This is a genomic window from Pseudomonas sp. 21, from assembly GCF_000955805.1.
GTDB lineage: Bacteria > Pseudomonadota > Gammaproteobacteria > Pseudomonadales > Pseudomonadaceae > Pseudomonas.
This window is the reverse complement of sequence record NZ_JYOA01000004.1, coordinates 324,312-349,918: the sequence shown is the minus strand read 5'-3', so window position 1 is coordinate 349,918 and position 25,607 is coordinate 324,312. Positions and strand designations below refer to the sequence as shown.

At 67.8% G+C, this 25,607-nt stretch carries 23 protein-coding genes; 11 read left to right on the top strand and 12 right to left on the bottom strand.

What is annotated here, in order from left to right:
* Positions 1-103: 103 nt before the first annotated feature.
* Positions 104-1,060, bottom strand: a complete 957-nt coding sequence (locus UB43_RS11275) for a GlxA family transcriptional regulator (protein ID WP_045210642.1) — start codon at positions 1,058-1,060, stop codon at positions 104-106.
* Between the two features lie 146 nt (positions 1,061-1,206).
* On the opposite strand from UB43_RS11275, the gene UB43_RS11270 reads away from it, so the two are divergent.
* The 4 genes from UB43_RS11270 to UB43_RS11255 all read left to right on the top strand — a co-directional run bounded on the left by UB43_RS11270 (position 1,207) and on the right by UB43_RS11255 (position 3,765).
* On the top strand, positions 1,207-1,689 hold the full coding sequence (locus tag UB43_RS11270; RefSeq protein ID WP_045210640.1) for a nuclear transport factor 2 family protein: 483 nt from the start codon (positions 1,207-1,209) through the stop codon (positions 1,687-1,689).
* 73 nt (positions 1,690-1,762) lie between these two features.
* Positions 1,763-2,464 carry a glutathione S-transferase C-terminal domain-containing protein gene (locus UB43_RS11265; RefSeq protein WP_045210637.1) on the top strand — a complete coding sequence of 234 codons (702 nt, stop codon included), beginning with the start codon at positions 1,763-1,765 and terminating at the stop codon, positions 2,462-2,464.
* Entirely contained in the window at positions 2,461-2,766 is a 306-nt protein-coding gene (locus tag UB43_RS11260) for a GIY-YIG nuclease family protein (RefSeq protein WP_045210634.1), read from the top strand. The genes UB43_RS11265 and UB43_RS11260 overlap by 4 nt, the downstream gene beginning before the upstream one ends.
* Positions 2,767-2,829: 63 nt before the next feature.
* Positions 2,830-3,765 carry a glutathione S-transferase family protein gene (locus tag UB43_RS11255; protein WP_045210632.1) on the top strand — a complete coding sequence of 312 codons (936 nt, stop codon included), beginning with the start codon at positions 2,830-2,832 and terminating at the stop codon, positions 3,763-3,765.
* Here UB43_RS11255 and UB43_RS11250 read toward each other — a convergent pair.
* Positions 3,746-4,672, bottom strand: coding sequence for a DUF4344 domain-containing metallopeptidase (locus UB43_RS11250; protein WP_256205149.1), 927 nt, complete (start codon positions 4,670-4,672; stop codon positions 3,746-3,748). The genes UB43_RS11255 and UB43_RS11250 overlap by 20 nt on opposite strands.
* Positions 4,673-4,829: 157 nt before the next feature.
* Here UB43_RS11250 and UB43_RS11245 point away from each other — a divergent pair, with 157 nt between their 5' ends.
* A complete protein-coding gene (locus tag UB43_RS11245) occupies positions 4,830-5,738 on the top strand; it encodes a hypothetical protein (RefSeq protein ID WP_045210629.1) in 909 nt (302 codons plus the stop codon).
* Positions 5,739-5,941: 203 nt separating this feature from the next.
* On the opposite strand, the gene yejK is transcribed toward UB43_RS11245, so the two are convergent.
* Entirely contained in the window at positions 5,942-6,949 is a 1,008-nt protein-coding gene (gene yejK, locus UB43_RS11240; RefSeq protein WP_045210626.1) for a nucleoid-associated protein YejK, read from the bottom strand.
* A 115-nt stretch (positions 6,950-7,064) separates the two neighbouring features.
* On the bottom strand, positions 7,065-8,429 hold the full coding sequence (locus UB43_RS11235; RefSeq protein ID WP_045210623.1) for a TAXI family TRAP transporter solute-binding subunit: 1,365 nt from the start codon (positions 8,427-8,429) through the stop codon (positions 7,065-7,067).
* 134 nt (positions 8,430-8,563) lie between these two features.
* Here UB43_RS11235 and sbcD point away from each other — a divergent pair, with 134 nt between their 5' ends.
* The 4 genes from sbcD (at position 8,564) to UB43_RS11215 (ending at position 14,568) form a co-directional block, all read left to right on the top strand.
* Complete coding sequence (gene sbcD / locus UB43_RS11230; protein WP_045210621.1) at positions 8,564-9,784, top strand: exonuclease subunit SbcD; 1,221 nt, start codon at positions 8,564-8,566, stop codon at positions 9,782-9,784.
* Positions 9,781-13,230, top strand: a complete 3,450-nt coding sequence (locus tag UB43_RS11225; protein WP_045210619.1) for an AAA family ATPase — start codon at positions 9,781-9,783, stop codon at positions 13,228-13,230. The genes sbcD and UB43_RS11225 overlap by 4 nt, the downstream gene beginning before the upstream one ends.
* A complete protein-coding gene (aac(6'), locus tag UB43_RS11220) occupies positions 13,230-13,685 on the top strand; it encodes an aminoglycoside 6'-N-acetyltransferase (RefSeq protein WP_045210617.1) in 456 nt (151 codons plus the stop codon). Before UB43_RS11225 ends, aac(6') begins: the two co-directional genes overlap by 1 nt.
* Positions 13,686-13,830: 145 nt before the next feature.
* On the top strand, positions 13,831-14,568 hold the full coding sequence (locus tag UB43_RS11215) for a DNA starvation/stationary phase protection protein (RefSeq protein WP_082085821.1): 738 nt from the start codon (positions 13,831-13,833) through the stop codon (positions 14,566-14,568).
* Positions 14,569-14,697: 129 nt separating this feature from the next.
* Here the strand turns inward: UB43_RS11215 and UB43_RS11210 are convergent, their stop codons facing one another.
* Positions 14,698-15,498, bottom strand: a complete 801-nt coding sequence (locus UB43_RS11210; protein WP_045210615.1) for a hypothetical protein — start codon at positions 15,496-15,498, stop codon at positions 14,698-14,700.
* 26 nt (positions 15,499-15,524) lie between these two features.
* Positions 15,525-16,760 (bottom strand): dienelactone hydrolase family protein, encoded by a 1,236-nt coding sequence (locus UB43_RS11205; RefSeq protein ID WP_045210612.1) that lies wholly within the window; start codon positions 16,758-16,760, stop codon positions 15,525-15,527.
* A gap of 169 nt (positions 16,761-16,929) precedes the next feature.
* On the opposite strand from UB43_RS11205, the gene UB43_RS11200 reads away from it, so the two are divergent.
* Positions 16,930-17,472, top strand: a complete 543-nt coding sequence (locus tag UB43_RS11200; RefSeq protein ID WP_045210609.1) for a hydrolase — start codon at positions 16,930-16,932, stop codon at positions 17,470-17,472.
* A 6-nt stretch (positions 17,473-17,478) separates the two neighbouring features.
* Here the strand turns inward: UB43_RS11200 and UB43_RS11195 are convergent, their stop codons facing one another.
* The gene (locus UB43_RS11195) at positions 17,479-18,369 is read right to left on the bottom strand and encodes a LysR family transcriptional regulator (protein WP_045210606.1); all 891 of its coding nucleotides are present in this window, start codon (positions 18,367-18,369) and stop codon (positions 17,479-17,481) included.
* 158 nt (positions 18,370-18,527) lie between these two features.
* Here UB43_RS11195 and UB43_RS11190 point away from each other — a divergent pair, with 158 nt between their 5' ends.
* Complete coding sequence (locus tag UB43_RS11190) at positions 18,528-20,051, top strand: MFS transporter (protein ID WP_045210603.1); 1,524 nt, start codon at positions 18,528-18,530, stop codon at positions 20,049-20,051.
* A 1-nt stretch (position 20,052) separates the two neighbouring features.
* Here UB43_RS11190 and rlmF read toward each other — a convergent pair whose 3' ends face one another.
* From rlmF to UB43_RS11165, 5 genes are all read right to left on the bottom strand, one after another.
* Positions 20,053-21,036: a 23S rRNA (adenine(1618)-N(6))-methyltransferase RlmF gene (rlmF, locus tag UB43_RS11185; RefSeq protein WP_082085820.1), complete on the bottom strand. Its 984-nt coding sequence runs from the start codon at positions 21,034-21,036 to the stop codon at positions 20,053-20,055.
* 57 nt (positions 21,037-21,093) lie between these two features.
* Positions 21,094-21,672: a VTT domain-containing protein gene (locus tag UB43_RS11180; RefSeq protein WP_045210601.1), complete on the bottom strand. Its 579-nt coding sequence runs from the start codon at positions 21,670-21,672 to the stop codon at positions 21,094-21,096.
* Between the two features lie 9 nt (positions 21,673-21,681).
* On the bottom strand, positions 21,682-21,978 hold the full coding sequence (locus UB43_RS11175) for a helix-turn-helix domain-containing protein (protein ID WP_024762881.1): 297 nt from the start codon (positions 21,976-21,978) through the stop codon (positions 21,682-21,684).
* Between the two features lie 34 nt (positions 21,979-22,012).
* Positions 22,013-23,842, bottom strand: coding sequence for an SLC13 family permease (locus UB43_RS11170; RefSeq protein ID WP_045210598.1), 1,830 nt, complete (start codon positions 23,840-23,842; stop codon positions 22,013-22,015).
* Positions 23,843-23,937: 95 nt separating this feature from the next.
* Positions 23,938-25,593 (bottom strand): thiamine pyrophosphate-binding protein, encoded by a 1,656-nt coding sequence (locus UB43_RS11165; RefSeq protein WP_045210596.1) that lies wholly within the window; start codon positions 25,591-25,593, stop codon positions 23,938-23,940.
* Between the last annotated feature and the right edge of the window lie 14 nt (positions 25,594-25,607).

Sequence of the window (25,607 nt, the reverse complement as noted above, 5' to 3'; positions counted from 1 at the left end):
CGTAGGAGCGAGCTTGCTCGCGAACGGATTTCGTCGATTGCCACGGCGTCAGGCGGGTTCGCGAGCAAGCCCGCTCCTACAGCACCTGCAGCTCAGGCAAGTCCTACGCCTGCCGCCCCATCAGCCTCTGGCGGAAAGCCCCCGGCGTTTCCCCGCACACCTGCTTGAACAAGCGCGCGAAGCTCGCCCGGTCGGCATAGCCGACATCGCTGGCGATGCGCTCCAGTGAGCGCCCCGGATCACCCAGTGCTTCCTGCGCAGAAGCGATGCGCAGGCGCTGCACGTAATCGTTCGGCGACATCCCTACCTGCTCGCGGAAGCGCCGCAACAGCGTGCGCGTGGAGCAGTGCACGCGCTGCGCCAGGCTGGCGAGGTCGAAGGGCTGCGCATAGTTGTCCTCCAGCCAGGCCAGCAATGGCTCCAGTGGCGAGCCAGCGGGCAGCGGGTCGGGCAGCAGCGGGGTAAAGCGCCTTTGGCGGCCGCGCCCGTGCTCGAACACCAGGGTCGCCGCTGCGCGGCGCGCCAGTGCCGCGCCGGCATGGCGCTCGATCAGGTACAGGCACAGGTCCAGCCCGGCTTGCGCGCCGCCGGAGCAGAGCCGGCCGCGGTCGTCGGTGCACAGGGCGTCGATGTCCAGCCGCACCTGGGGATAACGTTCGCGGAAAGCCGCTTCCAGCGCCCAGTGCGTGGTGGCGCGGCGGTCGTCGAGAACGCCGGCTTCGGCCAGCAGGAAGGCGCTGCTGCACAGACTGCCCAGCTGCACGTTGGCGGGGGCGTCGCGCAACCAGACGAGCAGCGGCTGATTGGCAGCGAAGGTGGTGTCGATATCCGCGCCGGTGGCGGGAATCAGCAGCAGATCGCAGCGCGCGGCGAGGTCGAGCCCGCCTTCCACTTCAACGCGGCCGAAGGGCAACGCCACCGCCGAGCCGTCGGCGCTGACCCGCAGCACCTCGAAGCGTCGCTCGCCGGCCAGGCGGTTGGCGAGGTGGAAACTGTCCATGGCCAGGCCAAGGCTGGAACACAGGGTTTGCGGGCAGACGAACAGGGCTATCCTGAACATGGCGTCTCGCTTTGCTCTGTCGATACAAGTCTTCTGTTCTGGCGATACGGATGTCGCTATTGATCATAATGTTGTCGATATTGCCAATCGTGTCCAGTCGATCCAGCCCCGATACTGCGACCTTCCTCCCCGACACGAGCCCCGCCATGGCCCACCCCAACGCCCAGTTGATCGAACGTTTCTACCAGGCCTTCCAGCGCCGCGACGGCGAGGCCATGGCGGCCTGCTACAGCGCCGACGTGCAGTTCAGCGACCCGGTCTTCACCGACCTGCGCGGCTCCGAGGCCGGCGACATGTGGCGCATGCTCACCGCCCGCGCCCAGGATTTCTCGCTGACCTACGAAGGGGTCGAGGCCGACGAGACCCGCGGTTCTGCACGCTGGGTGGCGTCCTACACCTTCACCCAGACGGGTCGGAAAGTGATCAATAACATCCAGGCACATTTCCATTTCCGCGACGGACTGATCTGTCAGCACGTGGACAGCTTCGACCTGTGGAAGTGGTCGCGCCAGGCCCTCGGCGCCAAGGGCGCCCTGCTGGGCTGGGCGCCGCCGGTGCAGGGTGCGATCCGTGCACAGGCCGCCAAAGGTCTCGCGGCGTACCGCGCACAACGGGTGGGGAAGGCCTGATCGCGGGCTTTCGGGCTCGCCCGTGGCGGCGGGATAGGCTTAAATGACAGGCGACTGAGAGCCGGACGCCGCCATGATCACACTTTTCCAGTTCCCGCCCGCCTTCAACGTACCCAACGTCAGCCCCTTCTGCCTGAAGCTGGAGACCTTCCTGCGCCTTGCCGGGCTGGAGTACCAGGTCAAGCCTGTGATGGATCCACGCAAGGGGCCCAAGGGCAAGCTGCCGTTCATTACGCTGGACGGCAAGGCCATCGCCGATACGGCGATCATCATGCGCACGCTGCAGCAGTACTACGAATTCGACCTTGATGCCGGCCTCGACGCCCGTGGCCGTGGTTGGGCGGTGTCGATCACCCGCCTGTGCGACGAGCACCTGGTGCCGCTGCTGGTGTACTTCCGCTGGCTCGACGAGCAGGGCTTCCGCCAGGTGAAGGATGTGATGCTGCGCGGCGTGCCCGCGCCGGTGCGGCCGGTAGTGGGCGCGATGCTGCAACGCAAGATTCGCGGCGACCTCAAGGGCCGCGGCCTGCTGCGCCACAGCCGCGAGGAACTGCTGGGCTTCGCCCGCGACGACCTCGAAGCCCTGGACGGCATGCTCGGCGACCTGCCGTACTTCGGTGGCGCCCAGCCCTGCAGCGCCGATGCGGCGACCTATGGCGTGCTGGCCAACCTGATCCTCAGCACCCTGGAAACCCCGCTCAACGACATGGCGCGCAGCTACGAGCGCCTGGTCGCCTACTGCGACCGCATGCAGGCGCGGGTCTGGGCTTCGTGACCGTCGCCGAGCCCAAACCCTGGTTCGTCTATCTGGTGCGCGCCGAGAACGGCGCGCTGTACTGCGGCATCAGCGACGACGCGCAACGGCGCTTCGAAACCCATCGCACCGGCAAGGGCGCGCGCTTCTTCCATTCCAGCCCGGCCCAGGCGCTGGTGTATGTCGAGGCCTGCCCCGGCAAGGGCGACGCCCTGCGCCGCGAGCGCGCGATCAAGGCGTTGACCAAGAAGGCCAAGGAACGCCTGGTGCTGGCCAATCCCTTCACCATCAGCGCCGTGGATGTCGTCCCATCCGAGGGATGAGGTAGGACTGGCTCGACGCAAGGGTTAAGCTGCCGGACCACCTTCCGGCCGCTGGAGCCCCCCATGTCCGAGCTGATCCTGCACCACTACCCGACTTCGCCCTTCGCCGAAAAGGCGCGTCTGATGCTGGGCTTCAAGCAGCTGTCCTGGCGTTCGGTGACCATCCCGCCGTTGATGCCCAAGCCGGACCTCATGGCCCTCACCGGTGGCTACCGCAAGACCCCGGTGCTGCAGGTCGGCGCCGACATCTACTGCGACACCGCGCTGATCGCCCGCCGCCTGGAGCAGGAAAAGGCCGTGCCCGCGCTGTTCCCCGAAGGCCACGAGTTCACCTCGGCGAGCTTTGCCCTGTGGGCCGACTCGGTGATCTTCCAGCACGCCGTCAGCCTGGTATTCCAGCCCGAATCCATTGCCATGCGCTTTGGCAAGTTGCCGCCGCAGTTCCTCCAGGCCTTCGTCGCCGACCGTAGCCAGCTGTTCAGCGGCGGCACCGCCAGCAAGCTGCCGGCCGAGCAGGCCAAGCACCAATGGCCGGCCTTCATGGCGCGCGTCGAGGAGCAACTGGCCCGTGAGGAAGGCGACTTCCTGTTCGGCGAGCCGTCCATCGCCGATTTCTCCCTGGCGCACTGCCTGTGGTTCCTCAAGGCCACGCCGGTCACCGCACCGCTGGTGGAGGATTACCCGTCGGTCGCCGCCTGGCTCGGCCGCGTGCTGGGCTTCGGCCACGGTGCCGCCAGCGAATTGAGTGCCGAGGAAGCCATCGCCGTGGCCCGCGATAGCCAGCCGGCTGCGCTGCCGGAGGAAACCTTCGTCGATCCCAACGGCTTCAAGGCTGGCCAGCGCGTGGTGATTGCCGCCACCGATTACGGTTGCGACCCGGTGGAAGGCGAGTTGCTGCACGCCGGGCTGGAGAGCCTGGTCCTGCGCCGCGAAGACTCGCGCGCCGGCACCGTCCACGTGCACTTCCCGCGTATCGGCTTCAGCATCCGCCCGGCCTGAGCCCGGCCGGGCCGGGGCACTGCCGCGTGACCGGCGTACGCAGGCGCGGCAGGTTCTCGGCCATCTCGCGGAAGTGTTGCAGGCGCTCGTAGCAGAGCGCCATTTCCCCGCTGTTGCTGTTGTACCAGGCGTCCGGTGCGCCGCAGCTGACCAGCCGCAGGTTCAGCGGGCGCGGCGGGTGGAACAGGCGGAAGACCTCGTTGACCATCAGCTGCAGGTGGTCGCCGTCGCGCAGCAGTGCGATCAGCGGGCCGGCTTGCTCGGGGTTCATCGAAGGCGTGTCCCAGGTCAGGCGCCAGGCCGTGTGGTGCTGGATCGACGACGTACGCCGGGTGTGCCTGATCCATTCGAAGGCCTTGCTCGCCTGTTGGAATTCCTGGTCGCAGTAGACCGCTCGCTCATAGGGCAGGCCAGTGAGCGGCGGCAACCAGTCCAGCCGCGCCATGTCGCTGCCGTAGAGCAGGCAGGCGATGTTGTAGTAGCGCTGCTCGTCCAGCGGGTGGCTGTCCCACGCCAGCACCTGGTCCGGCGGAGGCTTGGGCGTCTGCCACTCCAGCCGCCAGTAGTCGGCGATGTCCAGCAGGCGCGCGTCCACCTCGTCGCGCGGCAACCTGGCGTAGAGGCGGAACAGCAGGATGAAGCCGAGCTGGTCCGCCGCATCTTCCTCGCGCCCGAGCACCGGCAGGTCGTACTCGGCGATCAGCACGTGTCCCATCTCGTGCATCACACTGAATTCGGCGTTGGCCAGCACGAAGCGCGCGACGTTCGGCGTCAGTGGCTGCGGCGTGGGGTCGGCGAAAAGGAGGCGGGTGCAGAGCAGCAACAGCAGTGCGAAGCATGAGCAGTGCAGCCGGGGCAGCCCGGAGAGCGGAGACGCAGCGACAGGGAGAGCATGCAGGGCGGACATGGCGGCCACCGCGAGCGAGAGGCGCCTGACTTGACTCTAGCAGCCGCACCGCGCGGGCTGCGTAGCGCTTTGTCGGAAGTCTGTGCGCGGGTCGCTTGAGGCGTCTGGCGCGGGCGTCTATCGTCCATCCCTCATTGCACGAGAAGGGACCCCGCGCATGCACGCCTACGATATCGAGTTGCTGAAACACTCCACGCCCGCCGCCGGAGAGACGCTCCAGGGCTGGTGCTTCGGCCTGCCGCCGGGCATCGCGCCCGAGCAATGGCCGCTGGACCCGGATACCGGCTACCCGCTGATGCACGGCTTCACGCTGCGCCTGCCCGAGGACTATCGGGTGCACGGGCCGGAGATCGTCGCGCTGAGTTTCTTCTCGCTTTCGCCTGACCAGAACGACGGCGGCCCGAACAGTGTTGACGGTATCGCCGAGCAAGTCGTTTCGCCGGGCGAGCAGCCACCGACCGATCCGAATCTGCTGCCTTTCTGGCAGGCCGGCGGCGCCAGCCACCCGCGCCTGCACCGCATGGAAGACATTCTCGGCGGCGCCTACGCGGTGATCCTGCTGACTGAAGCGGAATTCAACGGTGCAGTCTGCCAGCCACCGCAATTGCCCACGGGCAATCCGCTGCTGGCGCAGACGGCCGCGCCGCAGTGGCTGGCGATGGGATCGGCAAGCACCTTCGACACCACGCTGAAGGAAGGCGACTACCTGTTCGGCCTGTTCGGCGGCATTCCCAGGCCGGGTCTGGAGACACGCTACCTGCTGCGCTGGACGCCGCGTGCCAGCGACCCCAACGCCGGGGTCCAGCCCGACGAGTACGGCGGCACCGAGTACCAGTTGTTCTACTACTGGGAGAACGATGACATCCATCGCGACAACTACCGCGAGCACGCCTGGAGCCAGGGCCACCAGCCCAACCACATCGGCGGCACCATGCGCCCGGTGCAGGGCATGCCGGACGTCAGCGCGTACTACATCGGTTTCGAGGAATACCTGGGCGGCTACAACTTCGGCAGCGGCAACGCCCAGCTGGATTTCCGCGACATGAAGATCGACTGGGCCTGTTGAACTGGTCGGGCTGCACCGGCGTGCCTTTTGTAGGAGCGGGCCATGCCCGCGATCGCGGACAACGTCCGCGAAAGGCTACGGAGTAATTCGGCTGATCCCGCAGCAGATCGATGGGCGCGCGGGCATGGCCCGCTCCTACAGGGGAGGACATTCCTCCCACAAAAAAGCCCATCGCGGGATGGGCTTTTTTGTCAGCGCGGACCTCAGTCCTTGCGACGCTTGAGCTGGTCCTGCAACTGGGTCGGCAGGCCGCGGATGATCAGCATGTCGCGGGCCTCGTCGTACTCCACCTTGCTGCCCAGCAGGTGCGCCTCGAAGCTGATCGACAGACCCTCGGCGCGGCCGGTGAAGCGGCGGAACTGGTTGAGGGTGCGCTTGTCCGCCGGGATCTCCGGCGACAGGCCGTAGTCCTTGTTGCGGATGTAGTCGTAGAAGGCGCGCGGCGCCTGGTCGTCCATCAGCTCGGAGAGCGCGTCCAGGGCCATCGGCTCGCCGATCTTGGCCTGGCTGGTGGCGTAGTCCACCAGCACGTCGGTCTTCTCGCGGGCCTGCTCTTCGGGCAGGTCTTCGCTCTCCACGAAGTCGCTGAAGGCCTTGAGCAGGGTGCGGGTCTCGCTCGGCCCGTCGACACCTTCGGTGCAACCAATGAAGTCGCGGAAGTAGTCCGAGACCTTCTTGCCGCCCTTGCCCTTGATGAACGAGATGTACTGCTTGGACGTCTTGTTGTTCTGCCACTCGGAAATGTTGATCCGCGCGGCCATGTGCAGCTGGCCCAGGTCCAGGTGGCGTGACGGGGTCACTTCCAGCGACTCGGTCACCGCCACGCCTTCGCTGTGGTGCAGCAGGGCGATGGACAGGTAGTCGGTCATGCCTTGCTGGTAATGGCAGAACAGCACGTGGCCGCCGGTGGAGAGGTTGGACTCTTCCATCAGCGTCTTCAGGTGCTCCACCGCCTGCTTGGAGAAAGCGACGAAGTCCTTGCCGCTGTCCAGGTACTCGCTCAGCCAGCCGCTGAACGGGTAGGCGCCGGACTCGCCCTGGAACAGTCCCCAGGCCTTGTTCGGCTTGGCGTTGTAGCTCTCGTTGAGGTCGGCCATCAGGTTCTCGATGGCCTGGGAGTCGCCCAGCTCGGCGTCGCGCGCGTGCAGCGTCGCGGGGTTGCCGTCGGGCTTCTTGTCGATCAGGTGGACGATGGCGTGACGAATCGGCATGGCGGACCCGGATGTTCAGTGCCGGCGGCGCCGCACGCATCGAAGCGGCGGCGGGGCGGGCGGATTGGAAAACGCCAGAGTTTACCCGACCCGGCGGCGGGATGCGCGACGCCGATCAGTCCGCCGTCGGCGCCAGCCCCTCGTCACGCTCGCGCCGGTTGCGGCGTAACTGGCGCAGGCGGCGGATCACGTAGTTCAGGTGCAGGTGCAGCTCGTACAGCTCGTTGTAGTACGACAGCGGCACTTCGACCTTGGCCAGCTCGGCCTCCAGCTGTTCCAGGCGCTCGATCTCGGTGCTCAGCTCGGCGCTGCCGGTGCGTTCGTCCAGGCGCCGGTCGATCTCGCGCAGGTAGCGGTACCAGCGGTAGATGCGTGCGCGGATGCGCCAGCGGTACAGCGGACCGATGGATTTCATCAGCGGGATCAGGATGGCGATGAAGGGGATCAGCAGGATGATGTAGCGGTCCGCCAGCGAGGCGATGCGGAACGGCAGGAAGCGCTGCAGAAGCGGCGGTCCACTCTTGTAGTAGCGCTCGGCGTCTTCCTGCAGCGTGAGAGTACGCGGCTCGGCGCTGGGGAAGGCACCGGCCGCATCGAGCAGGGTGCCGCTCTTCATCACCGTGCGAGCGGCTTCGAGGATCAGCGGCGTGAGTGCCGGGTGAAAGTCGCCGTTGACCACCAGGGTGGCGACCGGCGCCAGGGTAGCCAGGTCCTGGTCCGGCACATTCTGCACCAGGTTCAGCAGGCCTTCGCTGACCTCCACGCGCTTGAGGAAGGGAATCCGTGCCTCGTAGGCGTGGGCACGGCGAAACCCGGTGAGCTTGAGCTCGGGGCTGGCCGCCAGGCGCTGGATCAGCGGGTTCTCCGCCGGGCCGACGAAGAAGGCGGCGTCCAGTTCGCCGGCCAGCAACTGGTTGGCCACCGCGTTGCCGCCGTGCGCCTGCCAGCCGGCGGGCAGGGGATCGGTGGGGATTTCGTTGGCCTTGAGGATGGCCTGGGTTACCGCTTCGGTGCCGCTGCCTTCGCCACCGATGGCGACGCGCAGGGCGAGCAGGTCGGCCAGGCGGTCGATCTTCGCCTCGCGGCGCTGGAACAGCCACAGCGGCTCCTGGAACACGGCGCCCAGTGTCTGCAGCTGCGCGCGCTGCTTGGCTTCGAGCTGTTGCTCCTGGCCGCTCTGCACCAGCGCCAGGTCCACGCCACTCTTGCCGTCCAGCAGCTTGCCGAGGTTTTCCCTGGAGCCTGCGGTGCGCACCAGCTGCAGGTCGAAGCCCTGCTTCGCCAGTTCTTCCTTCAGCCGCTGGCCGAACACCGCGTAGCCGCCACCCGGCGCCCCGGTGGCCAGGGTCGCGCTCATCGGCGGTGGCGGGGCGACGAAGTAGAAGACCGCAGCGACCAGCGCGGCCAGCACCGGCACCAGCCAGAGGTTGGCGCGCACCAGGATGGCGAGGTCCTTGAGCATGTTCAGAAGGCGTTGCATGGGGAGTCCTTGTGACGACGTGCTGTCCTGAAAAGATAGCCAGCCTGCGCGGGCGCGGCCGGCGAATCCGCCATCGCGAAGGCGGAAGCCGCTATCATCCGAAACCTTCGAAACACGGCTGCGGACTTCACGGCATGCGCATTCTCCACACCTCCGACTGGCACCTGGGCCAGCATTTCATGGGCAAGAGCCGCGAGGCCGAGCACCAGGCGTTCTGCGCCTGGCTGGTCGAACAGGTGCGCGAGCGGGCCGTGGACGCGGTGATCATCGCCGGCGACGTGTTCGACACCGGCGCGCCGCCCAGCTATGCCCGCGAGCAGTACAACCGCTTCATCGTCGAGCTGCGCGGCACCGGCGCACGCCTGGTGGTGCTGGGCGGCAACCACGACTCGGTGGCGATGCTGGAGGAGTCCCGCGATCTGCTCGCCTGCCTGGATACGCAGGTGATCGCCGCGGTCGGCACCGACCTCGAGCGCCAGTTGCTGGTGCTGCCACAGCGTGACGGCCAGCCCGGCGCCATCCTCTGCGCGATCCCCTTCATTCGCCCGCGCGACGTGCTCACCAGCCAGGCCGGGCAGAGTGCGCAGGACAAGCAGCTGGCCCTGCAGCAGGCGATCCAGGCGCATTACCGCGAGCTGTTCGAGTGCGCCGAGGCGCAGCGCGAAAAGCTCGGCCGGCACCTGCCGATCATTGCCACCGGCCACCTGACCACCGTCGGCGCCAGCGCCAGCGAGTCCGTGCGGGAAATCTACGTCGGTACCCTGGAGGCTTTCCCCACCAGCGCCTTCCCGGCGGCGGACTACATCGCCCTCGGCCACATCCACCGGCCGCAGAAGGTCGGCGGCCTGGAGCACATTCGCTACAGCGGATCGCCCATTGCGCTGAGCTTCGACGAAGCGACCCAGGGCAAGGAAGTCCTGCTGGTGGACCTGGATGACAGTGGCCTGCGCAGCGTCACCGCGCTGCCGGTGCCGCGCTTCCAACCGCTGAAATCGGTGTCCGGCAGCCTCGCCGAGCTGCCCGCCGAACTGGCCCGCGTCGCCCGCGAAGGCAGCGCCGAGCAACCGGTCTGGCTGGAAGTCATGGTGCACACCGATGACTACCTGAGCGACATCCAGTTGCGCGTCGAGAAGCTCTGCGAAGAGCTGCCGGTGATCGTCCTGCGCACCCGCCGCGAGCGCGGCACCGCGCAGGCGGCGCTGTTCAGCGAAGCGAAGGAGACCCTCGACGAGCTCAGCCCCGAGGATGTGTTCCGCCAGCGCCTGGACGCCGAGGAGCTGGAAGCACCGCTGCGCGAACGGCTGACCGGGCTCTACCGACAGGTCGTCGCCGAGCTGCAGGAGGAGCGCCCGTGAGAATCCTCAGCCTGCGCCTGAAGAACCTCAATTCGCTCAAGGGCGAATGGAAGATCGATTTCACTGCCGAACCTTTCGCCGGCAACGGCCTGTTCGCCATCACCGGGCCGACCGGAGCGGGCAAGACCACGCTGCTCGATGCCATCTGCCTGGCGCTGTACCACCGTACGCCACGCATGAGCGTGTTGTCGCAGAGCGGCAACGAGCTGATGACCCGGCATACCGCCGACTGTCTCGCCGAGGTCGAGTTCGAAGTGAAGGGGCAGCCCTATCGCGCCTTCTGGAGCCAGCGCCGCGCCCGCGACAAGGCCGAGGGCGCGTTGCAGGCGCCGAAGGTGGAGCTGGTGCGCATCGACCGCGCCACCGGCGAGGGGCAGATCCTCACCGACAAGATCAACGACAAGCTCAAGCAGACCGAGACGCTCACGGGGCTCGACTTCGAGCGCTTCACCAAATCCATGCTGCTGGCCCAGGGCGGGTTCGCCGCTTTCCTCGAGGCCAACGCCAACCAGCGCGCGGAGCTGCTGGAGGAACTCACCGGCACGGAAATCTACGGGCTGATTTCCCAGCGTGTGTTCGAGCGCACCCGTGAGGTTCGCGGCGCCCTGGACCAACTGCGCGCCCGCGCCGACGGCTTCGAACTGCTCAGCGCCGAACAGCGCGGCGAACTGGAGCAGCAGGGCCGTGATGCCGCCGGGCAGGAAACGGCATTGCAGGCGCAGCAATCGGCCCTCCAGGCGCAGCGTCGCTGGCGCGAAGACCTCAGCCGTGCGCAGCAGCAGGTCGAGCAGGCCGGTACGAAGGAATCCGCTGCCCGCGAGGCACTGGAGCAAGCACGACCCGATCTGCAACGCCTGGCGGACAGCGAGCCCGCGGCTCGTCTGCAGCCATTGCACCAGGCCTGGCGAAGCACCCGGGAGAGCGTCGAACAGGGTCGCCTGGCGCTGGAGGACAACCGTACCCAGCAGGCGCTCCGGCGGGAAGAGATTGCCCAGGCGCTGTGGGCGGCGAACCACTATGCCCAACAAGCGCAGGAGGCATGCGAGGGCGAGCGCAAGGCCGTCAGCGAGCAGCGGCAGGCGCTGCAGGCGCGCCTGGCGCAGCACCCGCAGCGAGCGAAACTGGGTGAGCTGCTCGGCAGCTGGCGCGCACAGTTCGCCCAGCGTTCGCGCCTGGCCCAGGCCATCGCCGACTTGCAGCGGCAGGCGCAGGCGGCCGACCAGGCATTGCAGGCCGCGACGACACAGCGGCAGACCCTGCAAGGCAACGTCACCTTCATGCAGCAGCAGGTCGAATCGGCGGGCGCGCAGGAGGGCCAGCATCAGCAGCAGCTCTCGGCATTGCTGGGTGGAGCTACCGAAGGTGAGCTGCGTGAGCGGCTGCAGCAGGGGCAATTGCACAGCCGTGGGCTGGACCGTCTGGAGCAACTGGCCCGGGCCCGTGCCGAGGCCGCCGCGCAACTGGCGCGCTGCCAGCCGGAGCTGGAGGCGCTGCACCAGCGCAAGGCCGAGCGCGACACCGTTATCGTCGCGTTGCGTGAGCGTTATCAGACGACCAAGCAGCAGGTTGCCGACAAGGAAAAGCTCCTGCAGCAGGAGCAGCGCATTCACCAGCTGGAGCACTGGCGTGCGCAGTTGCAGCCCGGCGAGGCGTGCCCCTTGTGCGGCTCACAGGAGCACCCGGCGGTGGCGGCCTACCAGGCGCTGGATGTGTCCTCCACGCAGGCAGCGCTGGAGCAGGCGCGCCAGCAATTGGCCGAGCTGGAAAGCGAGGGCATTGCCCTGCGCGGCGAGTTGGCCGGGCTGGATGCGCAGCTGCAGCAGGGGCAGCGTCAGCTGGATGAAGCGCGGGCCGCGCTGGCACAGCATCAGCAGGCTTGGCAGCAACAGTGTGAAGCGCAGGGCATTGCGCTGAAGGACGATCAGCAGCTCAGCGCCGAGCGCGAGCGCCATGAGACTTCGCTGGCCGCCTTGCAGCAACAGCTGAAGGCGCTGGAAGCCCTTCGGGTCGAGCTCCAGCAGGCGCAGCAGCAACGCCAGCGCGCCGAGCGCGATCACGCCGAGGCCGCGCAGCAACTGGCACTGTTCGACCAGCAACAAACCCACGAACGGCAGCGCCAGGAAGAACGTGCACAGCAACTCGGGGTTCAGCGCACGGAGCTGCAACAGCAGGGCCAGGCACTGGCCGCCGCGCTGGCTGAGCTGGGCTACGACGTGCCGGAAGACGGCGAGCAATGGCTGGCCGAGCGCACGGCGCAATGGCAGCAATGGCAGCAGGACCAGCAGCGCAGCCAGGAGCTGGCCACGGCCGAACGTGATGCCGAGCAGGCTGCCCGTGCGGCGCAACAGATCGCAGCGCAATGGCAGCAGCGTTGGCAGGCGGCTGGCTTCGATGCGCGCCAGCCGCTGGTGATACAGGCGGCGCCGCAACAAGCACTGGCGCAGGCGGAGGAGCAACTGGCAACCGCACAGCGCCAGGCTGACGCCTTGCAGGGCCGTGAGCAGTCGCTGAGCGAGCGGCAGGAGCAGGAGCAGGCGCGCCTCGCCGAGCACCTGGCAAGCTGGCAGCAGGCGCTGGCGGCAAGTCCCTTCGCCGACGAGGCGACCTACCTCGCCGCGCTGCTGGACGATGCCCGGCGCAGCGAACTCAGCCAACTGCGCCAGCGCCTGGAAACGGCAATTACCGAAGCCGCCACCCTGCGTGTCGCTGCTGCGCAGGATGTCGAGCGCCTGCAGGCAGAACCCCACGGCGAACTGCCGCTGGAGGAACTCGACCTGCAGTTGCAGGCACTTGCCACTCAGCTGCGCGAACTCGGCCAGCGTCAGGGCGAGATTCGTGCCCAGCTGCAGGGCGACGACACCCGTCGCGCCAGCCAGCAGAGCCTGTTCGCGGACATCGCCCGGCAGGAGGAGGAGCACGACCTCTGGCAGCGCCTCAACAGCCTGATCGGCGCCTCCGACGGTGCGCGCTACCGGCGCTTCGCCCAGGGCCTGACCCTCGATCACCTGGTGCACCTCGCCAACCGCCAGCTGCAGCGCCTGCATGGACGCTACCAGCTGGCGCGGCGCAGCGACGGCGAGCTGGAACTGGAGGTGGTGGATACCTGGCAGGGCGACACGGCGCGCGACTGCAAGACGCTGTCGGGCGGCGAGAGCTTCCTGGTCAGCCTCGCGCTGGCGCTGGCGCTGTCCGACCTGGTCAGCCACAAGACCAGCATCGATTCGCTGTTCCTCGACGAAGGCTTCGGCACCCTCGATGGCGAGACCCTGGAGGTCGCGCTGGATGCCCTCGACAGCCTCAACGCCACGGGCAAGACCATTGGCGTGATCAGCCACGTCGAGGCACTGAAGGAACGCATTCCGGTACAGCTCAAGGTGCACAAGGGCGTTGGCATGGGCTACAGCCAGCTCGACCAGCAGTTCCGATTCGACCCGGAGAAAGCCTGATGGGCCTCTCCGTGCGCCACTGCGAAGAACCGGATCTGCCTGACTGGATCGAGCTGCGCCTGCAACTCTGGCCGGGCGATCATGCGGACGCGTTCGTCGCGGAGGCGCGGGACATCCTCGCGCAGCCGCAACGCTACGGCGCCTGGCTGGCCCGCGACGAAAAGGGCAGGGCGCTGGGGCTGGCGGAAGCCTCGGTGCGCAGCGATTACGTGAACGGCACGGACGGCTCGCCGGTGCTGTTTCTCGAGGGCATCTACGTCCGTGAAGACGCCCGCCGGCAAGGTGTGGCGCGGGCTCTGGTGGGGGCGGTGCAGGTTTGGGGCTGTGCCCGCGGCTGTGTCGATTTCGCTTCCGATGCGGCGCTCGACAATACCGACAGCCATGCCCTTCATCTCGCCCTGGGCTTCGTCGAAACCGAGCGTGTCGTGTACTTCCGCAAACCCCTCGACGATTGATCCACCTCAGTCGGAACGCGAGCGCGGCACTGCGGTCAACTTGCAATCGACGTCAGGCGAGATAGGCTCAAGACCGCGTAAGTCAGCCGCTCCCGCCTGGGTCGGCATCCACAGGTATCGTGATCTTTCGTAGAGGTGATTTGTGATGAAGCAATCCGCATCGGCTCCGAAGAAACCCGCAGCGGCCAAGCCCGCCGCGAAGCCGGCTGCGAAAGCGGCCAGCAAACCTGCCGCAAAACCTGCCGCTGCCAAGCCGGCCGCCAAGCCTGCTGCCAGCAAGCCCGCAGCCGCCAAGACCGCAGCGGCCAAGCCCGTCGCCAAGGCTTCCGCCGCCAAACCCGCCGCCGCAAAACCGCCTGCCACCAAGTCCGTCCCGCGTCGTGCACCCGCGCTGGCCACGCCGTCTGACCTGAGCAAGAACGCCACCCGCGATCTGTCGGCGGCGCTCAATCGCCTGCTGGCGGATGTGTTCGCGCTGTACCTGAAGACCAAGAACTTCCACTGGCACGTGAGCGGCCCGCACTTCCGCGACTACCACCTGCTGCTGGACGACCACGCCACCGAAATCTTCGCGATGACCGACGCCATTGCCGAGCGCAACCGCAAGATCGGCGGCAACACCATCCGCTCCATCGGCCATATCTCGCGTCTGAAGCGCATCCTCGACAACGATGCCGAGTTCGTCCAGCCGCTGGACATGCTGGCCGAGCTGCAGGAGGACAACAAATCGCTGACCTCCTACATGCGCGAGGTCCATGGCCTGTGCGACGAGTACCACGACATCGCCACCGCCAGCCTGATCGAGAACTGGATCGACGAGACCGAGCAGCGCACCTGGTTCCTCTTCGAGACCAGCCGCCGCGGTGATAACACCGGGCACTGATCGGTACGGCAAGCAATACCAAGGCCGCCTTCGGGCGGCCTCGTTCTTTGTAGGAGCGAGCTTGCTCGCGAACCGAGTCACATCGGGCTCACCGGCAGGATTGTTCGCGAGCAAGCTCGCTCCTGCAGGTCAGGGCTGGCTCTGCCAGAAGGTCGAGAATTCCTCGAAGGGGTAACGCGTGCCGTCGTAGCTGACGGTTTTTCGCACGGTCTTCGGCGCGCCGACATCGTCGCCTTCCTGTTCGCGCTGCACCTTCGCACTGACGATCAGGTCGGCATAGCCGTGATGGGCTTCCTGGCCCATCGACAGGGTGAGTTGCGAGCGCTCGATCACCGTGCGCCCATCACTGCAAGTCTGGCCTTCCAAGGTCGTCCACTGCCGCAGGTAGGTGCGGAATACTTCCCTGAGCTTGTCGCCCTGTGGCGCGTAGAGGCTGAAGTCGTCATAGGACCAGGCGTCCGGGCAGCTCGCGCCGCGGGCTACGCTGCCGATGATCAGGCCGAAAGCGCGCACATCGGGCGCCAGGCGATAGCGCGCGGTGTCGAGCCACAGGCTGGTGCTGTCGATCTCCACCATGGCGTCCTCGCCGATGCTGTCGTCGACGCGCGTCACCAGCTTGCCGCTGGCCGTGTCGAACTGCCCGACCAGCAGGTTCAGATTGCGCTCGCCGGGCTCGGTCTTGTCGTCCGCCGCGCTGTAGGCGACAGCAACGACCTGCAACTGCGGATCATCCGGCCAGGCCTTGCAGGCAGCAGCGACCACCGGCGTGGCCGCAGCGGACTCCGGCGCCTGCCAGCCCTGCTGGCCGAGCAGCCCGGCGAGGGTCTGCAGGGTGGCGTCGTCGCACGGCTGTGCGCTGCGCTCCGCCGCGCCGGCACTGCCGGCGAAGGCCAGCAACGCGGCGCAGGTCCATTTCCCTATGGGGTACATCAGTGGCTCCTTGTGCGGGCGGAGGATCAGCGACCTTCGCTGTCCTTCCACTTGTTCATCAGGGTGTTGGAAACCAGGCTCTCGTCGAGCAACTTCTTCGCCGTCTCCACGCCGGCCACCGGCAGGCCGGCAGGGTCGAGCAGGCCGATCTGCACCAGCACGCTGGCCTGGTCCCAGTAGATGTGTTCGTGGCACAGCTTGTCGCCACGGAAGCGGATCACGCCGAGCATGGGGATTTCCACGTACTTGCCGGTGGGCGGTACGCCGGGGAGCATCCAGTCGATCTCGGTGGAGTGGGTGAAGCACATGACGAATTCGTCCACCACCTGCAGCGCGCCGACGGTGCGGGAGATCGGCACCAGCTTCATGTCCGGCGGATTGCCGTGGACGAAGTGGTTGCGGTAGAAGCGCGCCAGTTCGTCCTGGCCGACGCCGCCGGTCATGGTCGGGATGTGGTTGACGTAGGGCTGGGCGACCATGGTTGCCATGGTGGCGGGCACGTCGCGAGCGGCGAATTCGTGGTGGATGTGGTCTTCCCACAGCTGCGACAGGTCGAAGTCCGGGCCGATCTCGCGCTTGAGCGCGCCGATGCTGCGCTCGTGGGCCATCAGCGCGGCGGGCTTGTCGAAGTGCATGCCGTTGGGGCGGGCAAAGGCGTGGTCGACGCCGGGGTAGCTGTAGATTTCCGCCTTCGGCAGTTGGCCGAGGACTTCGCCGATGGCGGCGCGGGCGTTGGCATCGCAGTACACGTCCTGCTCGGCGAAGTGCAGCACCAGGCGGCCCCTGATGTTCTTCGCCTCGTCGAGCATCTGCTCGATGCCCATGCCGTAGTAGCCCACCGAGCAGGCGGCGTCGGTGCGCGTGGCGGTGAGGTAGGCGAGCTTGCCGCCCAGGCAGAAGCCGACGTAGCCGATGCCGCGATCCTCGACTTGCGGCAGGGCACGCAGGGCGTCCATGGCGGCGGCGATGTCGTCCACGCCCTTGTCCACGTCGAAGCGCTGGAACAGGCCGATGGCCTGGCCGAACTCGGCCTCGCTGTAGCCCAGTTCCAGGTTCGGCTGCAGGCGCCAGAACAGGTCGGGCACCAGGGCGACGTAGCCTTCCTCGGCGTAGCTGTCGGCGATGCTGCGCATGTTGGCGTTGACGCCGAAGATCTCCTGGCCGATCACCACGCCGGGGCCGTGCCCGCTGGCCGGTACCGCGAGATAACCGCTGAAGCTGCCACTGCCGTCACGCGCGGCGATGCTGATGCTGTTGCCCATGTTCCCTGTCTCCCAGGCTCGTTGTTGTGGTGTTCTGGCGACGCATAGGGTGCGGGCTGGCGCGCCGCCTGCCAAGTGGCCAATGGTGCGATGGCGGTTGACAGTGCGCTGCCAGGGGACCACAACTCGGGTTCGCTTTCCCGCTTTCGAACGCAAGGAGGACACCCCGATGCTGCTGCGCGCCCAGGCCTCGACCCTGCTGATCATCGACATCCAGGAACGCTTGTTCCCAGCCATCCACGACAACGAGGCAGTGCTGGAGCACAGCGCCTGGCTGCTGGCCATCGCGCGCCGGTTGGGCGTGCCGGTGCTGGCGACCGAGCAGTACCCGAAGGGGCTCGGCGCCACACTGCCGGCGCTGCGCGGCGAGCTGGCCGAAGGCGAGGTGCTGGAGAAGATCGCCTTCTCCGCCGTCACCGATCCCGGCCTGTTGCAGATGCCCGGCGGCGATCGCCGGCAGTTCGTGGTGTGCGGCACCGAGGCACACGTCTGTGTGTTGCAGACGGTGCTCGGGCTGCTCGCCGAAGATCGCCAGGTCTACGTGGTGGACGAGGCTGTCGGCTCGCGCCGCCCACAGGACAAGGCATTGGCGCTGGAGCGGATGCGTCAGGCCGGCGCGGTGATCGTCTCGCGGGAGATGGTCGCCTTCGAGTGGCTGGAACGCGCGGGAACGGAAGTCTTCCGCGAGATCAGCAAGCAGTTCATCCGCTGAGCCGCCTTAACGAGTGACGAACAGGCGGTCGCCGAGGAAGTCGAGGAACACCCGCAGCTTCAGCGACATGCGCCGCCCCGCTGGCCAGAGTGCGTGGAAGCTGCCCTGGTGCGTGGTGTGTTCGCTCAGCACCTGTACCAGCCGGCCGTCGTTCAGCGCGCTGCGCACCGCGAAGTCGGGCAGGCAGGCGATGCCCATGCCCTGGCTGGCGACGTTGATCAGCATGTCGGCGGTGTTGCAGACCAGCCCGCCGTCCAGGCGTGGTTCCGCTTCGCCGGGGGCGAGCTTGAGCGGCCAGCGCTGCACCAGCCCGCTGCTCGGATAGCGGTAGTGCAGGCACAGGTGCTCGTTGAGGTCCGCCGGCCGCCGGGGCGTGCCGTACTGGCGCAGATAGCCGGGCGAGGCCACCAGCAGCAGGCTGAAGTCGCCCAGCTTACGAGCCTTGAGGCGCGAGTCACGCAGCTCGCCACCGCGCACCACGAGGTCGAAACCCTCTTCGATGACGTCCACCAGTCGGTCGGTGAAGTCGATATCCAGCTGGATGCGGGGATAGCAGCGGAGGAATTCCGGCAGCACCTGCGGCAGCAGGCCGGCCACCAGCGGCATGCTGATCTTCAGTCGGCCGCGAGCCTGCTGGGTGGACAGCGCCAGTTCCTGCTCCGCCGCTTCGAGTTCGTCGAGGATGCGCCGGCAACGTTCGAGGAACAGCTGGCCTTCGTTGGAGAGGCTCAAGCTGCGGGTGCTGCGATGGAACAGGCGCACGCCCAGGCGCTCCTCCAGGCGCGCAATGCTCTTGCCCACCGCCGAAGCGGAGAGACCGAGCAGGCGCGCGGCCTGGGCGAAGCTCAGGGAGTCGGCGACCTGGAGAAAGACGCGCAGGCCGTTGAGGCTGTCCATGGACATGTATCCGTGCGGGCGGGCGGCCATTGTGCCGCGTGATGAAAGATCGATTGCGGACAATGTTGTCCGTTTAATTCGGAATCCTAGCCTGTTTTTCCGCAATGCCGGGTTGATTAGCTTTCGGCGGGTCTTCCTCGATTCCTTGCGGACCCACCATGAACCCTTCCCATGACACCCCTGAACACCGATCCGAGGCTTCGCGCTGGTTGCTGTTGCTCGCCGCCAGCCTGACGGCGGTGCTGATTCCCCTGTGCTTCACCGGCCCGGCCGTGGTGCTGCCGGCCATTGCCCATGAGCTGGGCGGCTCGGCGGTGGCGCTGAACTGGATCGTCAACGGCTACGTGCTGGCCTATGGCGCGGCAATGATGGCGGCCGGCAGCCTGGCGGACGTCTACGGGCGCAAGCGTGTCTGGCTGGTCGGCCTGGCGCTGTTCTGCGTGACCACCCTGGCGATTCCGCTGGCCGGTTCGGTGGCGGCTATCGACCTGCTGCGGGTATTGCAGGGCGCCGGAGGGTCGGCAGCCTTCGCCGCCGCCATGGCGGCGCTGGCGCAGGAGTTCGACGGACCCATTCGCACGCGGGTATTCAGCCTCTTGGGTACGACCTTCGGTGTTGGCCTGGCCTTCGGCCCGCTGCTCGCCGGCTGGCTCACCGACGGGCCGGGCTGGCGCTGGGTATTCCTGGTGCCGGCGGTGTGTGCACTGGCCTCGGTGCCGGTGGTCGTGCGCTTCTGCCGCGAGACCCGCGACCCACAGGCGCGCGGGCTGGACTGGCCCGGCGCGCTGAGCTTCACCGCCGCGCTCGGCCTGTTCACCTACGGCCTGCTGCTGGCGCCGGAACAGGGCTGGAGCAGCGTTGCAGTCATCCTCACGCTGGCGGCGAGTGCTGTGCTCCTGGCGGCGTTCATCGCCATCGAGCGTCGCGTCGAACGGCCGCTGCTGGACCTCTCGCTGTTCAATCACTGGCGTTTCGTCGGCGTGCAGCTGTTGGGTGCGTCGCCGGCTTTCGCCTACGTGGTGCTGATCGTGCTGTTGCCGGGACGCTTCATCGGAGTCGAAGGGCAGGGCGCGCTGCAAGCCGGCTGGACCATGCTGGCGCTGTCGGCGCCGCTGCTGATAGTGCCCTTCCTGGCGGCGTTGCTGGCGAAGCATTTCAGCGCCGGCAGCCTGTCGGCGATCGGCCTGTTGATCGTGGCGGGCGGGTTGCTGTGGCTGGCGCGCAACCTGGCGGGAGGCGTCGCGCCGGATGCGCCGCTGCTGGTGATCGGCATCGGTATCGGCCTGCCCTGGGGGCTGATGGATGGGCTGGCGGTGAGTGTCGTGGAGCGCGAGCGTGCTGGCATGGCGACCGGCATCTTCAACACGGTGCGGGTGTCCGCCGATGCGGTGGCCATCGCGGTGGTCGGTGCCTTGCTGGCAACCCTGATTGCCGCGCAGCTGGAGCCGCTGGGACTGGCCCCGGCGGAGCGCCTGATGAGTGCCAACCAGCTGGCCATCGGCAACCTGGCGGCGGTCGTCGAGCAACTGCCGCAGTTGCCACCGGAGCAACTGCGCAGCGATTACGTCGCGGTGTTCAGCCGGGTGCTGGAGCTGCTGGCGGGTGTGACCTTCATGGTCGCCGGGCTGGTGTTCCTGCTGCTGGGCCGGGAGCGGGCGCCGGTACTGGCCGCCGAGGCGTGAGTCAGCGGTGGCGATGCTCCGGCTCGAGGAAGGTCCAGGCGACGAAGCGGCTCTGCTTCTGGCCCTGGGCCATGTCCACGGTGCGAATGGAGATGGCGCCGGCCTTCTTCAGGGCGCGGCGGAAGTCGTCGAGGTTGCCGGCCTTGGACACCAGCGAGCTGAACCAGCGTACCTGCTGGCCGACCTCCGCGCTTTCCGCCGCCAGCTTGCGCAGGAAGGCGATCTCGCCGCCTTCGCACCAGAGCTCGTTGCTCTGCCCGCCAAAGTTCAGCTTGGGCAACTGGCGCGACGGGTCGAGCTTGCCGAGGTTCTTCCATTTGCGCCGGCTGCCGCTGCTGGCTTCCTCGGGCGAGGCATGGAAAGGCGGGTTGCACAGGGTCGCGTCGAAGCGCTCATCGGCATCGAGCAGGCCGCGGAAGATGTGCTTGGGATTGTGCTGCTGGCGCAGTTCGATGGCCTCGGAAAGGCCCGGATTGCCGTTGACGATGGCGTGGGCGGAAGCGAGGGCGGCCGGTTCGATGTCCGAGCCGAGGAAGCGCCAGCCGTAGTCGCGGTGGCCGATCAGCGGGTAGATGCAGTTGGCGCCGACGCCGATGTCCAGCACGCGCACGTCAGGCCCGCGCGGCACGCTGCCGCCGTTTTCCCCGGCAAGCAGGTCGGCGAGGTAGTGCACGTAGTCCGCCCGGCCGGGAATCGGCGGGCAGAGGAAGCCGGCGGGGATGTCCCACTGGCCGATGCCGTATTGCGCTTTCAGCAACGCGCGGTTGAACACGCGCACTGCCTCGGGGCTGGCGAAATCGATGCTCGGCTTGCCGTAGGGGTTGGTGATGACGAAGCGGCCCAGCTCCGGACAACCTTCGATCAGCGCCGGGAAATCGTAGTGTCCCTGGTGGCGGTTGCGCGGGTGCAGCAGGTTCGGCCGCTTGGCGGCGGGGTCGCGCAGGGGCTCGGGTTGGGCGGCGGGGCGTTTCGGCGGTTTCGGCATGGCGGGCGCGGGCAGGGAAGCGGAGGGCGATTTTCCCACAGATGCGCTTGCCGCGCCTCAGCCGATCAGCAGGCTGCCCAGGCGGTCGAACAGCAGGCAACACAGCAGCAGCGGGATCGGCAGGCCGAGCGCCGTACCGAGCATGTACGGCCCGAAGCCGATGCCGGAGAGGGCCAGGCTGTAGTTCAGCGTCGGCGAGGTGATGAAGGCGTGGCGCAGGAGGAACACGCCGGTCGCCGGGCGCTGGTCGAGGTGGCTGAAGATGGCGCGGGTCAGCTTGTTGTTCAGCAGCCGCAGGCCATTGCCGCCCACGGCGCGCACGACGAGGAAGGTGAATCCGCAGGAAAACAGGGCGGCGGCGTAGGTAATCAACCCGCCCCAGAGCTTGCCCATCGCAAGTACGGCGGCAGCGAGGAACAGCAGGCCGGGGATGTGCAGCAGGTTGCCCAGGGCGAACAGGCCGACGAACAGCAGCAGGCCGCGCAGGCGGTTGTCGGCCAGCTCGTCGCGCAGGTAGTCGAGGCTGAATTCCTCGTGCAGGCCGCTGGCGCGATAGAGCAGGGCCAGCACCCCGGCGAAGGCGAGCAGCAGGATCAGTCGGCGCAAGCGCCAGAGGGCGGGTGGGACGGCAAGCATGATGGCGGCTCAGGGGTACTGCAGGATGTCCTTGATCTTCGGCAGGTGCGCGGCAATCCAGCGCGGATCGATGGCCCCCCAGTCGCGGATGCGGTAGTGGCCGGCGTTGTTGCGTTCGCCGTCGTGCTGCTCGAAGGCGCAGTCGATGTCCAGGTCGGCCAGCGCGGCCAGGGTGTCCTGGGCGGTGCGCCGGGGCATGCCGGTGGCTTCCATCAGCGCCGGGACGCTGGTGGCGGTGCCGCTGTCGATCAGCCAGGCGACGTACAGGCGGCGGTAGAAACTGCTTTTGGTCTTGCTCACTTCCATCGTGACGTTTCCTTGGTGATCTTGTAGTCGGCGGCTACAGCGGCAGCAGCCAGGGTACCAGCACAACGCTGACGATCATCACCAGAATGGTGAAGGGTACGCCAACCTTGACGAAATCTCCGAAGCGATAGCGGCCGGGGCCGAGCACCAGAGTATTGACCGGCGAAGAAATCGGCGTCATGAAGGCGGCCGACGCGGCCAGCGCGACGATCATCGCGAAGGCTTCGGGGGAGGCGCCCAGCGCCTTGGCCGTGGCGATGGCGACCGGTGCCATGAGCACGGCGGTGGCGGTGTTGGAGATGAACAGGCCGATCACCGCCGTGAGCGCGAACAGGCTGGCGAGGATGGCATAGGTGCCGGCCCCGCCGAGTGCGCCGACCAGGCCGTTGACTGCCAGGGTGATGCCGCCGGTCTTCTGCAGCGCCAGGGCGAAGGGCAGCATGCCGACGATCAGCAGCAGGCTCTGCCAGTGGATGGCGCGGTAGGCGCTGTCCATGTCGATGCAGCGAAACGCGCCCATCAGCAGGCAGGCGATCAGCGCGGCCATGACGTTGGGCACCAGACCGCTGACCATCAGGATCACCATCACCGCCAGGCTGAACAGTGCGTGGGGCGCCTGGCTGGCGGCGGGCGCCGCTTCGTCGACTTCGGCGGGCAGGCTGAGCACCAGGAAGTCGCGGCTGCGCGCCTGCAGCTGGCGGATTTCCTTCCAGTCGCCGATCACCAGCAGGGTGTCGCCGACCTTCAGCTTGGCCTCCAGCAGCCCCTCCACCAGTGCTTCACGGTTACGCCGCAGGCCCACTACGTTGAGGCCGTACTGGCTGCGGAACTCCAGGTCGCGCACGCTCCTGCCCAGCAACCCGGACTCCGGCGGCAGGGTGACCTCGGCCATGCCGACTTCGTGGGCGCGCTCGGTGAAGTAGTCGCCCTGCAGGCTCAGCGGTTCCAGGCCGAACTCGTGGTACATGCCCAGCAGGTCGTTGCGCTCGCCGGAGATATCCACCAGCAACACGTCACCGGCGTGCAGCACGATGTTGGCGCTGGGCGTCAGGATCTTCAGGCGGAAGTGCACCATGCGCTCGATGGCCACCACGTTGGTCCCGGCGCGGGCGCGCAGCTCCACGTCGGCCAGGCTCATGCCCACCAGTTGCGAGTCGGCGCGGATGCGCAGGCGGCGTTCGCGGCCGGCCAGCTGGTAGTCGCGGATCAGGTCGCTGAGGGTGCGGCGCTTGACGCTCTGCTTGTCGTCGCCGGCGTCATCGCCCAGCCAGCGCCGCGCCACCAGCATGTAGCCGACGCCGAGCACCAGCACGACCAGGCCGAACGGCGTGAAGCTGAAGAAGCCGAAGCCTTTCGAACCCTCGCGCACCAGCTCGCTGTGCACCACCACGTTGGGCGCGGTGGCGACCAGGGTGAGCATGCCGCTGATCAGCCCGGCGAAGCTCAGCGGCATCATCAGCCGGCGTGGCGAGACGTGCAGGCGCGCGGCGATGCTCAGCACCACGGGGATGAAGATGGCGACCACGCCGGTGGAGCTCATCACCGAGCCGAGACCGGCCACGGCCAGCATCAGCAGCACCAGCAGGCGCGTCTCGCTGGAGCCGGCGCGGCGGGTCAGCCATTCGCCGATGCGGTAGGCGACGCCGGTGCGCACCAGGCCTTCGCCGATGACGAACAGCGCGGCGATCAGGATGACGTTGGGATCGGCGAAGCCGGCCAGCGACTCCTGCACGCTGAGCACGCCGGACAACGGCAGGGCGACCATGACCAGCAGGGCGACCACGTCCATCCGCGGGCGGTTGGTGACGAACAGCCCGATCGCGGTGGCGAGCAGGGCGAGGACCCAGATCAGTGGCAGACTCATGCGCTTCCCTAGCTTTTTTCGGCGCGCCATTGTGCCCGTTGTGGCGGGCACCTGGCGTTGATCCGATGCAGCTTAGCGAAGCCTCGCCCCCCTGGTCACGGCAGTCGGGCGATCGGCGTGATCTGCTTCGGGTCGGTGCGCAGCTCGATCAGGGAGGGTTTGCCGCTGGCCTGGGCGCGCTCGAAGGCGCCGGCGAAGTCCTCGGTACGTTCGACCAGCTCGCCGTGGGCGCCGAAGGCGCGGGCGAGGGCGACGAAGTCCGGGTTGCGCAGCTGCGTGGCACTGATGCGGCCGGGGTATTCGCGTTCCTGGTGCATGCGGATGGTGCCGAGCATGCCGTTGTTGACCACGATGACGGTCAGCGCCGCGCCGTACTGAGCGGCGGTGGCCAGCTCCTGCGGGTACATCATGAAGCAGCCGTCGCCGGCGAAGCACACCACGCTGCGCTGCGGATCGCGCAGCTTGGCGGCGATGGCGGCGGGGAAGCCGTAGCCCATGGCGCCGTTGGTGGGGGCGAGCTGGCTGCGCGGCGAGCGATAGCGGTAGAAACGGTGCACCCAGACGGCATAGTTGCCGGCGCCATTGCTGATCACCGCGTCGTCCGGCAGCGTTTCGTTGAGGTACTGGACCACCTGCGTGAGGTCCACGCCCTGCGGCGGTGCTGCGTCCTGCGGCGGGGTGATGTAGCTGAGGTAATCGGCGCGGGCTGAAGCGGTCCATTCGGCCCAGGGCGTTTCGGTCAGGGGCGCGAGGCCAGCGAGGGCGGCGGCGATCTCCGGCATGCCGGCCTGGATGCCCTGGTCCGCCTGGTAGACACGGCCCAGCTCGCTGGCGTCGGGGTACACGTGGATCATGCCCTGCAGCGGCCGCGGGCTCTGGATCAGGCTGTAGCCGGCAGTGGGCGTTTCGCTCAGGCGCGAGCCGAGCACCAGCAGCAGGTCGGCTTCCTGAACGCGCGCGGTGAGCTTGGGCGAGGCGCCGAAGCCGAGCTGGCCGGCGTACTGCTCGTCGCGGTTGTCGATCAGGTCCTGGCGGCGGAACGAGGCCACCAGCGGCAGGCGGTTGGCGTGGGCGAAGGCGCGTACCTGGGCGCAGGCTTCCGGTGTCCAGCCGGTGCCGCCGACGATCAGCAGCGGGCGCCGGGCCTGGCCCAGGCGCTCGCGCAGTTCGGCCATCGCGCTGGCGCTGGGAGCGGCGTGGGTGATGGGTGTCGGCGCTACATCGGCTACCTGCGCGGAGCCGAACAGCACTTCCTCCGGCAGCCCGATCACCACCGGGCCGGGCCGCCCGGACTGGGAGACGCGGAAGGCGCGGGCGACGATCTCGGGGAGGCGGCGGATGTCGTCGACCTCGGTGGCCCACTTGGCCAGGCCACCGAACATCTGCCGGTAGTCCACTTCCTGGAAGGCTTCGCGCCCCTTGAACGCGCTTTCCACCTGGCCGATGAACAGGATCATCGGCGTCGAGTCCTGCATCGCCGTGTGCACGCCGTTGGCCGCATGGGTCGCGCCCGGCCCGCGGGTGACGAAGCAGATGCCGGGGCGGCCGGTGAGCTTGCCGTAGGCATCGGCCATGTTCGAGGCGGCGCCTTCGTGGCGGGTGACGATGGTCTGGATGCCGGCTGCATCGTGCAGGGCATCGAGCACCGGCAGGTAGCTTTCGCCGGGGATGCAGTAGACGGTATCCACCGCGTGGCGCAGCAGGGCATCGACGAGGATCTGGCCGCCGTTGCGGGCCGAAGTATCGGACATGGGCTTGGAGTTCC

Bases quoted from the DNA above. Each gene is read 5' to 3' on its own strand.
- UB43_RS11170 (WP_045210598.1), bottom strand. From the start codon at position 23,842: ATGAGTCTGCCACTGATCTGGGTCCTCGCCCTGCTCGCCACCGCGATC.
- UB43_RS11245 (WP_045210629.1), top strand. From the start codon at position 4,830: ATGCACGCCTACGATATCGAGTTGCTGAAACACTCCACGCCCGCCGCC.
- UB43_RS11270 (WP_045210640.1), top strand. From the start codon at position 1,207: ATGGCCCACCCCAACGCCCAGTTGATCGAACGTTTCTACCAGGCCTTC.
- UB43_RS11210 (WP_045210615.1), bottom strand. From the start codon at position 15,498: ATGTACCCCATAGGGAAATGGACCTGCGCCGCGTTGCTGGCCTTCGCC.
- UB43_RS11205 (WP_045210612.1), bottom strand. From the start codon at position 16,760: ATGGGCAACAGCATCAGCATCGCCGCGCGTGACGGCAGTGGCAGCTTC.
- UB43_RS11190 (WP_045210603.1), top strand. From the start codon at position 18,528: ATGAACCCTTCCCATGACACCCCTGAACACCGATCCGAGGCTTCGCGC.
- UB43_RS11200 (WP_045210609.1), top strand. From the start codon at position 16,930: ATGCTGCTGCGCGCCCAGGCCTCGACCCTGCTGATCATCGACATCCAG.
- UB43_RS11265 (WP_045210637.1), top strand. From the start codon at position 1,763: ATGATCACACTTTTCCAGTTCCCGCCCGCCTTCAACGTACCCAACGTC.
- UB43_RS11215 (WP_082085821.1), top strand. From the start codon at position 13,831: ATGAAGCAATCCGCATCGGCTCCGAAGAAACCCGCAGCGGCCAAGCCC.
- UB43_RS11255 (WP_045210632.1), top strand. From the start codon at position 2,830: ATGTCCGAGCTGATCCTGCACCACTACCCGACTTCGCCCTTCGCCGAA.
- rlmF (WP_082085820.1), bottom strand. From the start codon at position 21,036: ATGCCGAAACCGCCGAAACGCCCCGCCGCCCAACCCGAGCCCCTGCGC.
- yejK (WP_045210626.1), bottom strand. From the start codon at position 6,949: ATGCCGATTCGTCACGCCATCGTCCACCTGATCGACAAGAAGCCCGAC.
- UB43_RS11165 (WP_045210596.1), bottom strand. From the start codon at position 25,593: ATGTCCGATACTTCGGCCCGCAACGGCGGCCAGATCCTCGTCGATGCC.
- UB43_RS11275 (WP_045210642.1), bottom strand. From the start codon at position 1,060: ATGTTCAGGATAGCCCTGTTCGTCTGCCCGCAAACCCTGTGTTCCAGC.
- sbcD (WP_045210621.1), top strand. From the start codon at position 8,564: ATGCGCATTCTCCACACCTCCGACTGGCACCTGGGCCAGCATTTCATG.
- UB43_RS11180 (WP_045210601.1), bottom strand. From the start codon at position 21,672: ATGCTTGCCGTCCCACCCGCCCTCTGGCGCTTGCGCCGACTGATCCTG.
- UB43_RS11175 (WP_024762881.1), bottom strand. From the start codon at position 21,978: ATGGAAGTGAGCAAGACCAAAAGCAGTTTCTACCGCCGCCTGTACGTC.
- UB43_RS11195 (WP_045210606.1), bottom strand. From the start codon at position 18,369: ATGGACAGCCTCAACGGCCTGCGCGTCTTTCTCCAGGTCGCCGACTCC.
- UB43_RS11250 (WP_256205149.1), bottom strand. From the start codon at position 4,672: ATGTCCGCCCTGCATGCTCTCCCTGTCGCTGCGTCTCCGCTCTCCGGG.
- UB43_RS11235 (WP_045210623.1), bottom strand. From the start codon at position 8,429: ATGCAACGCCTTCTGAACATGCTCAAGGACCTCGCCATCCTGGTGCGC.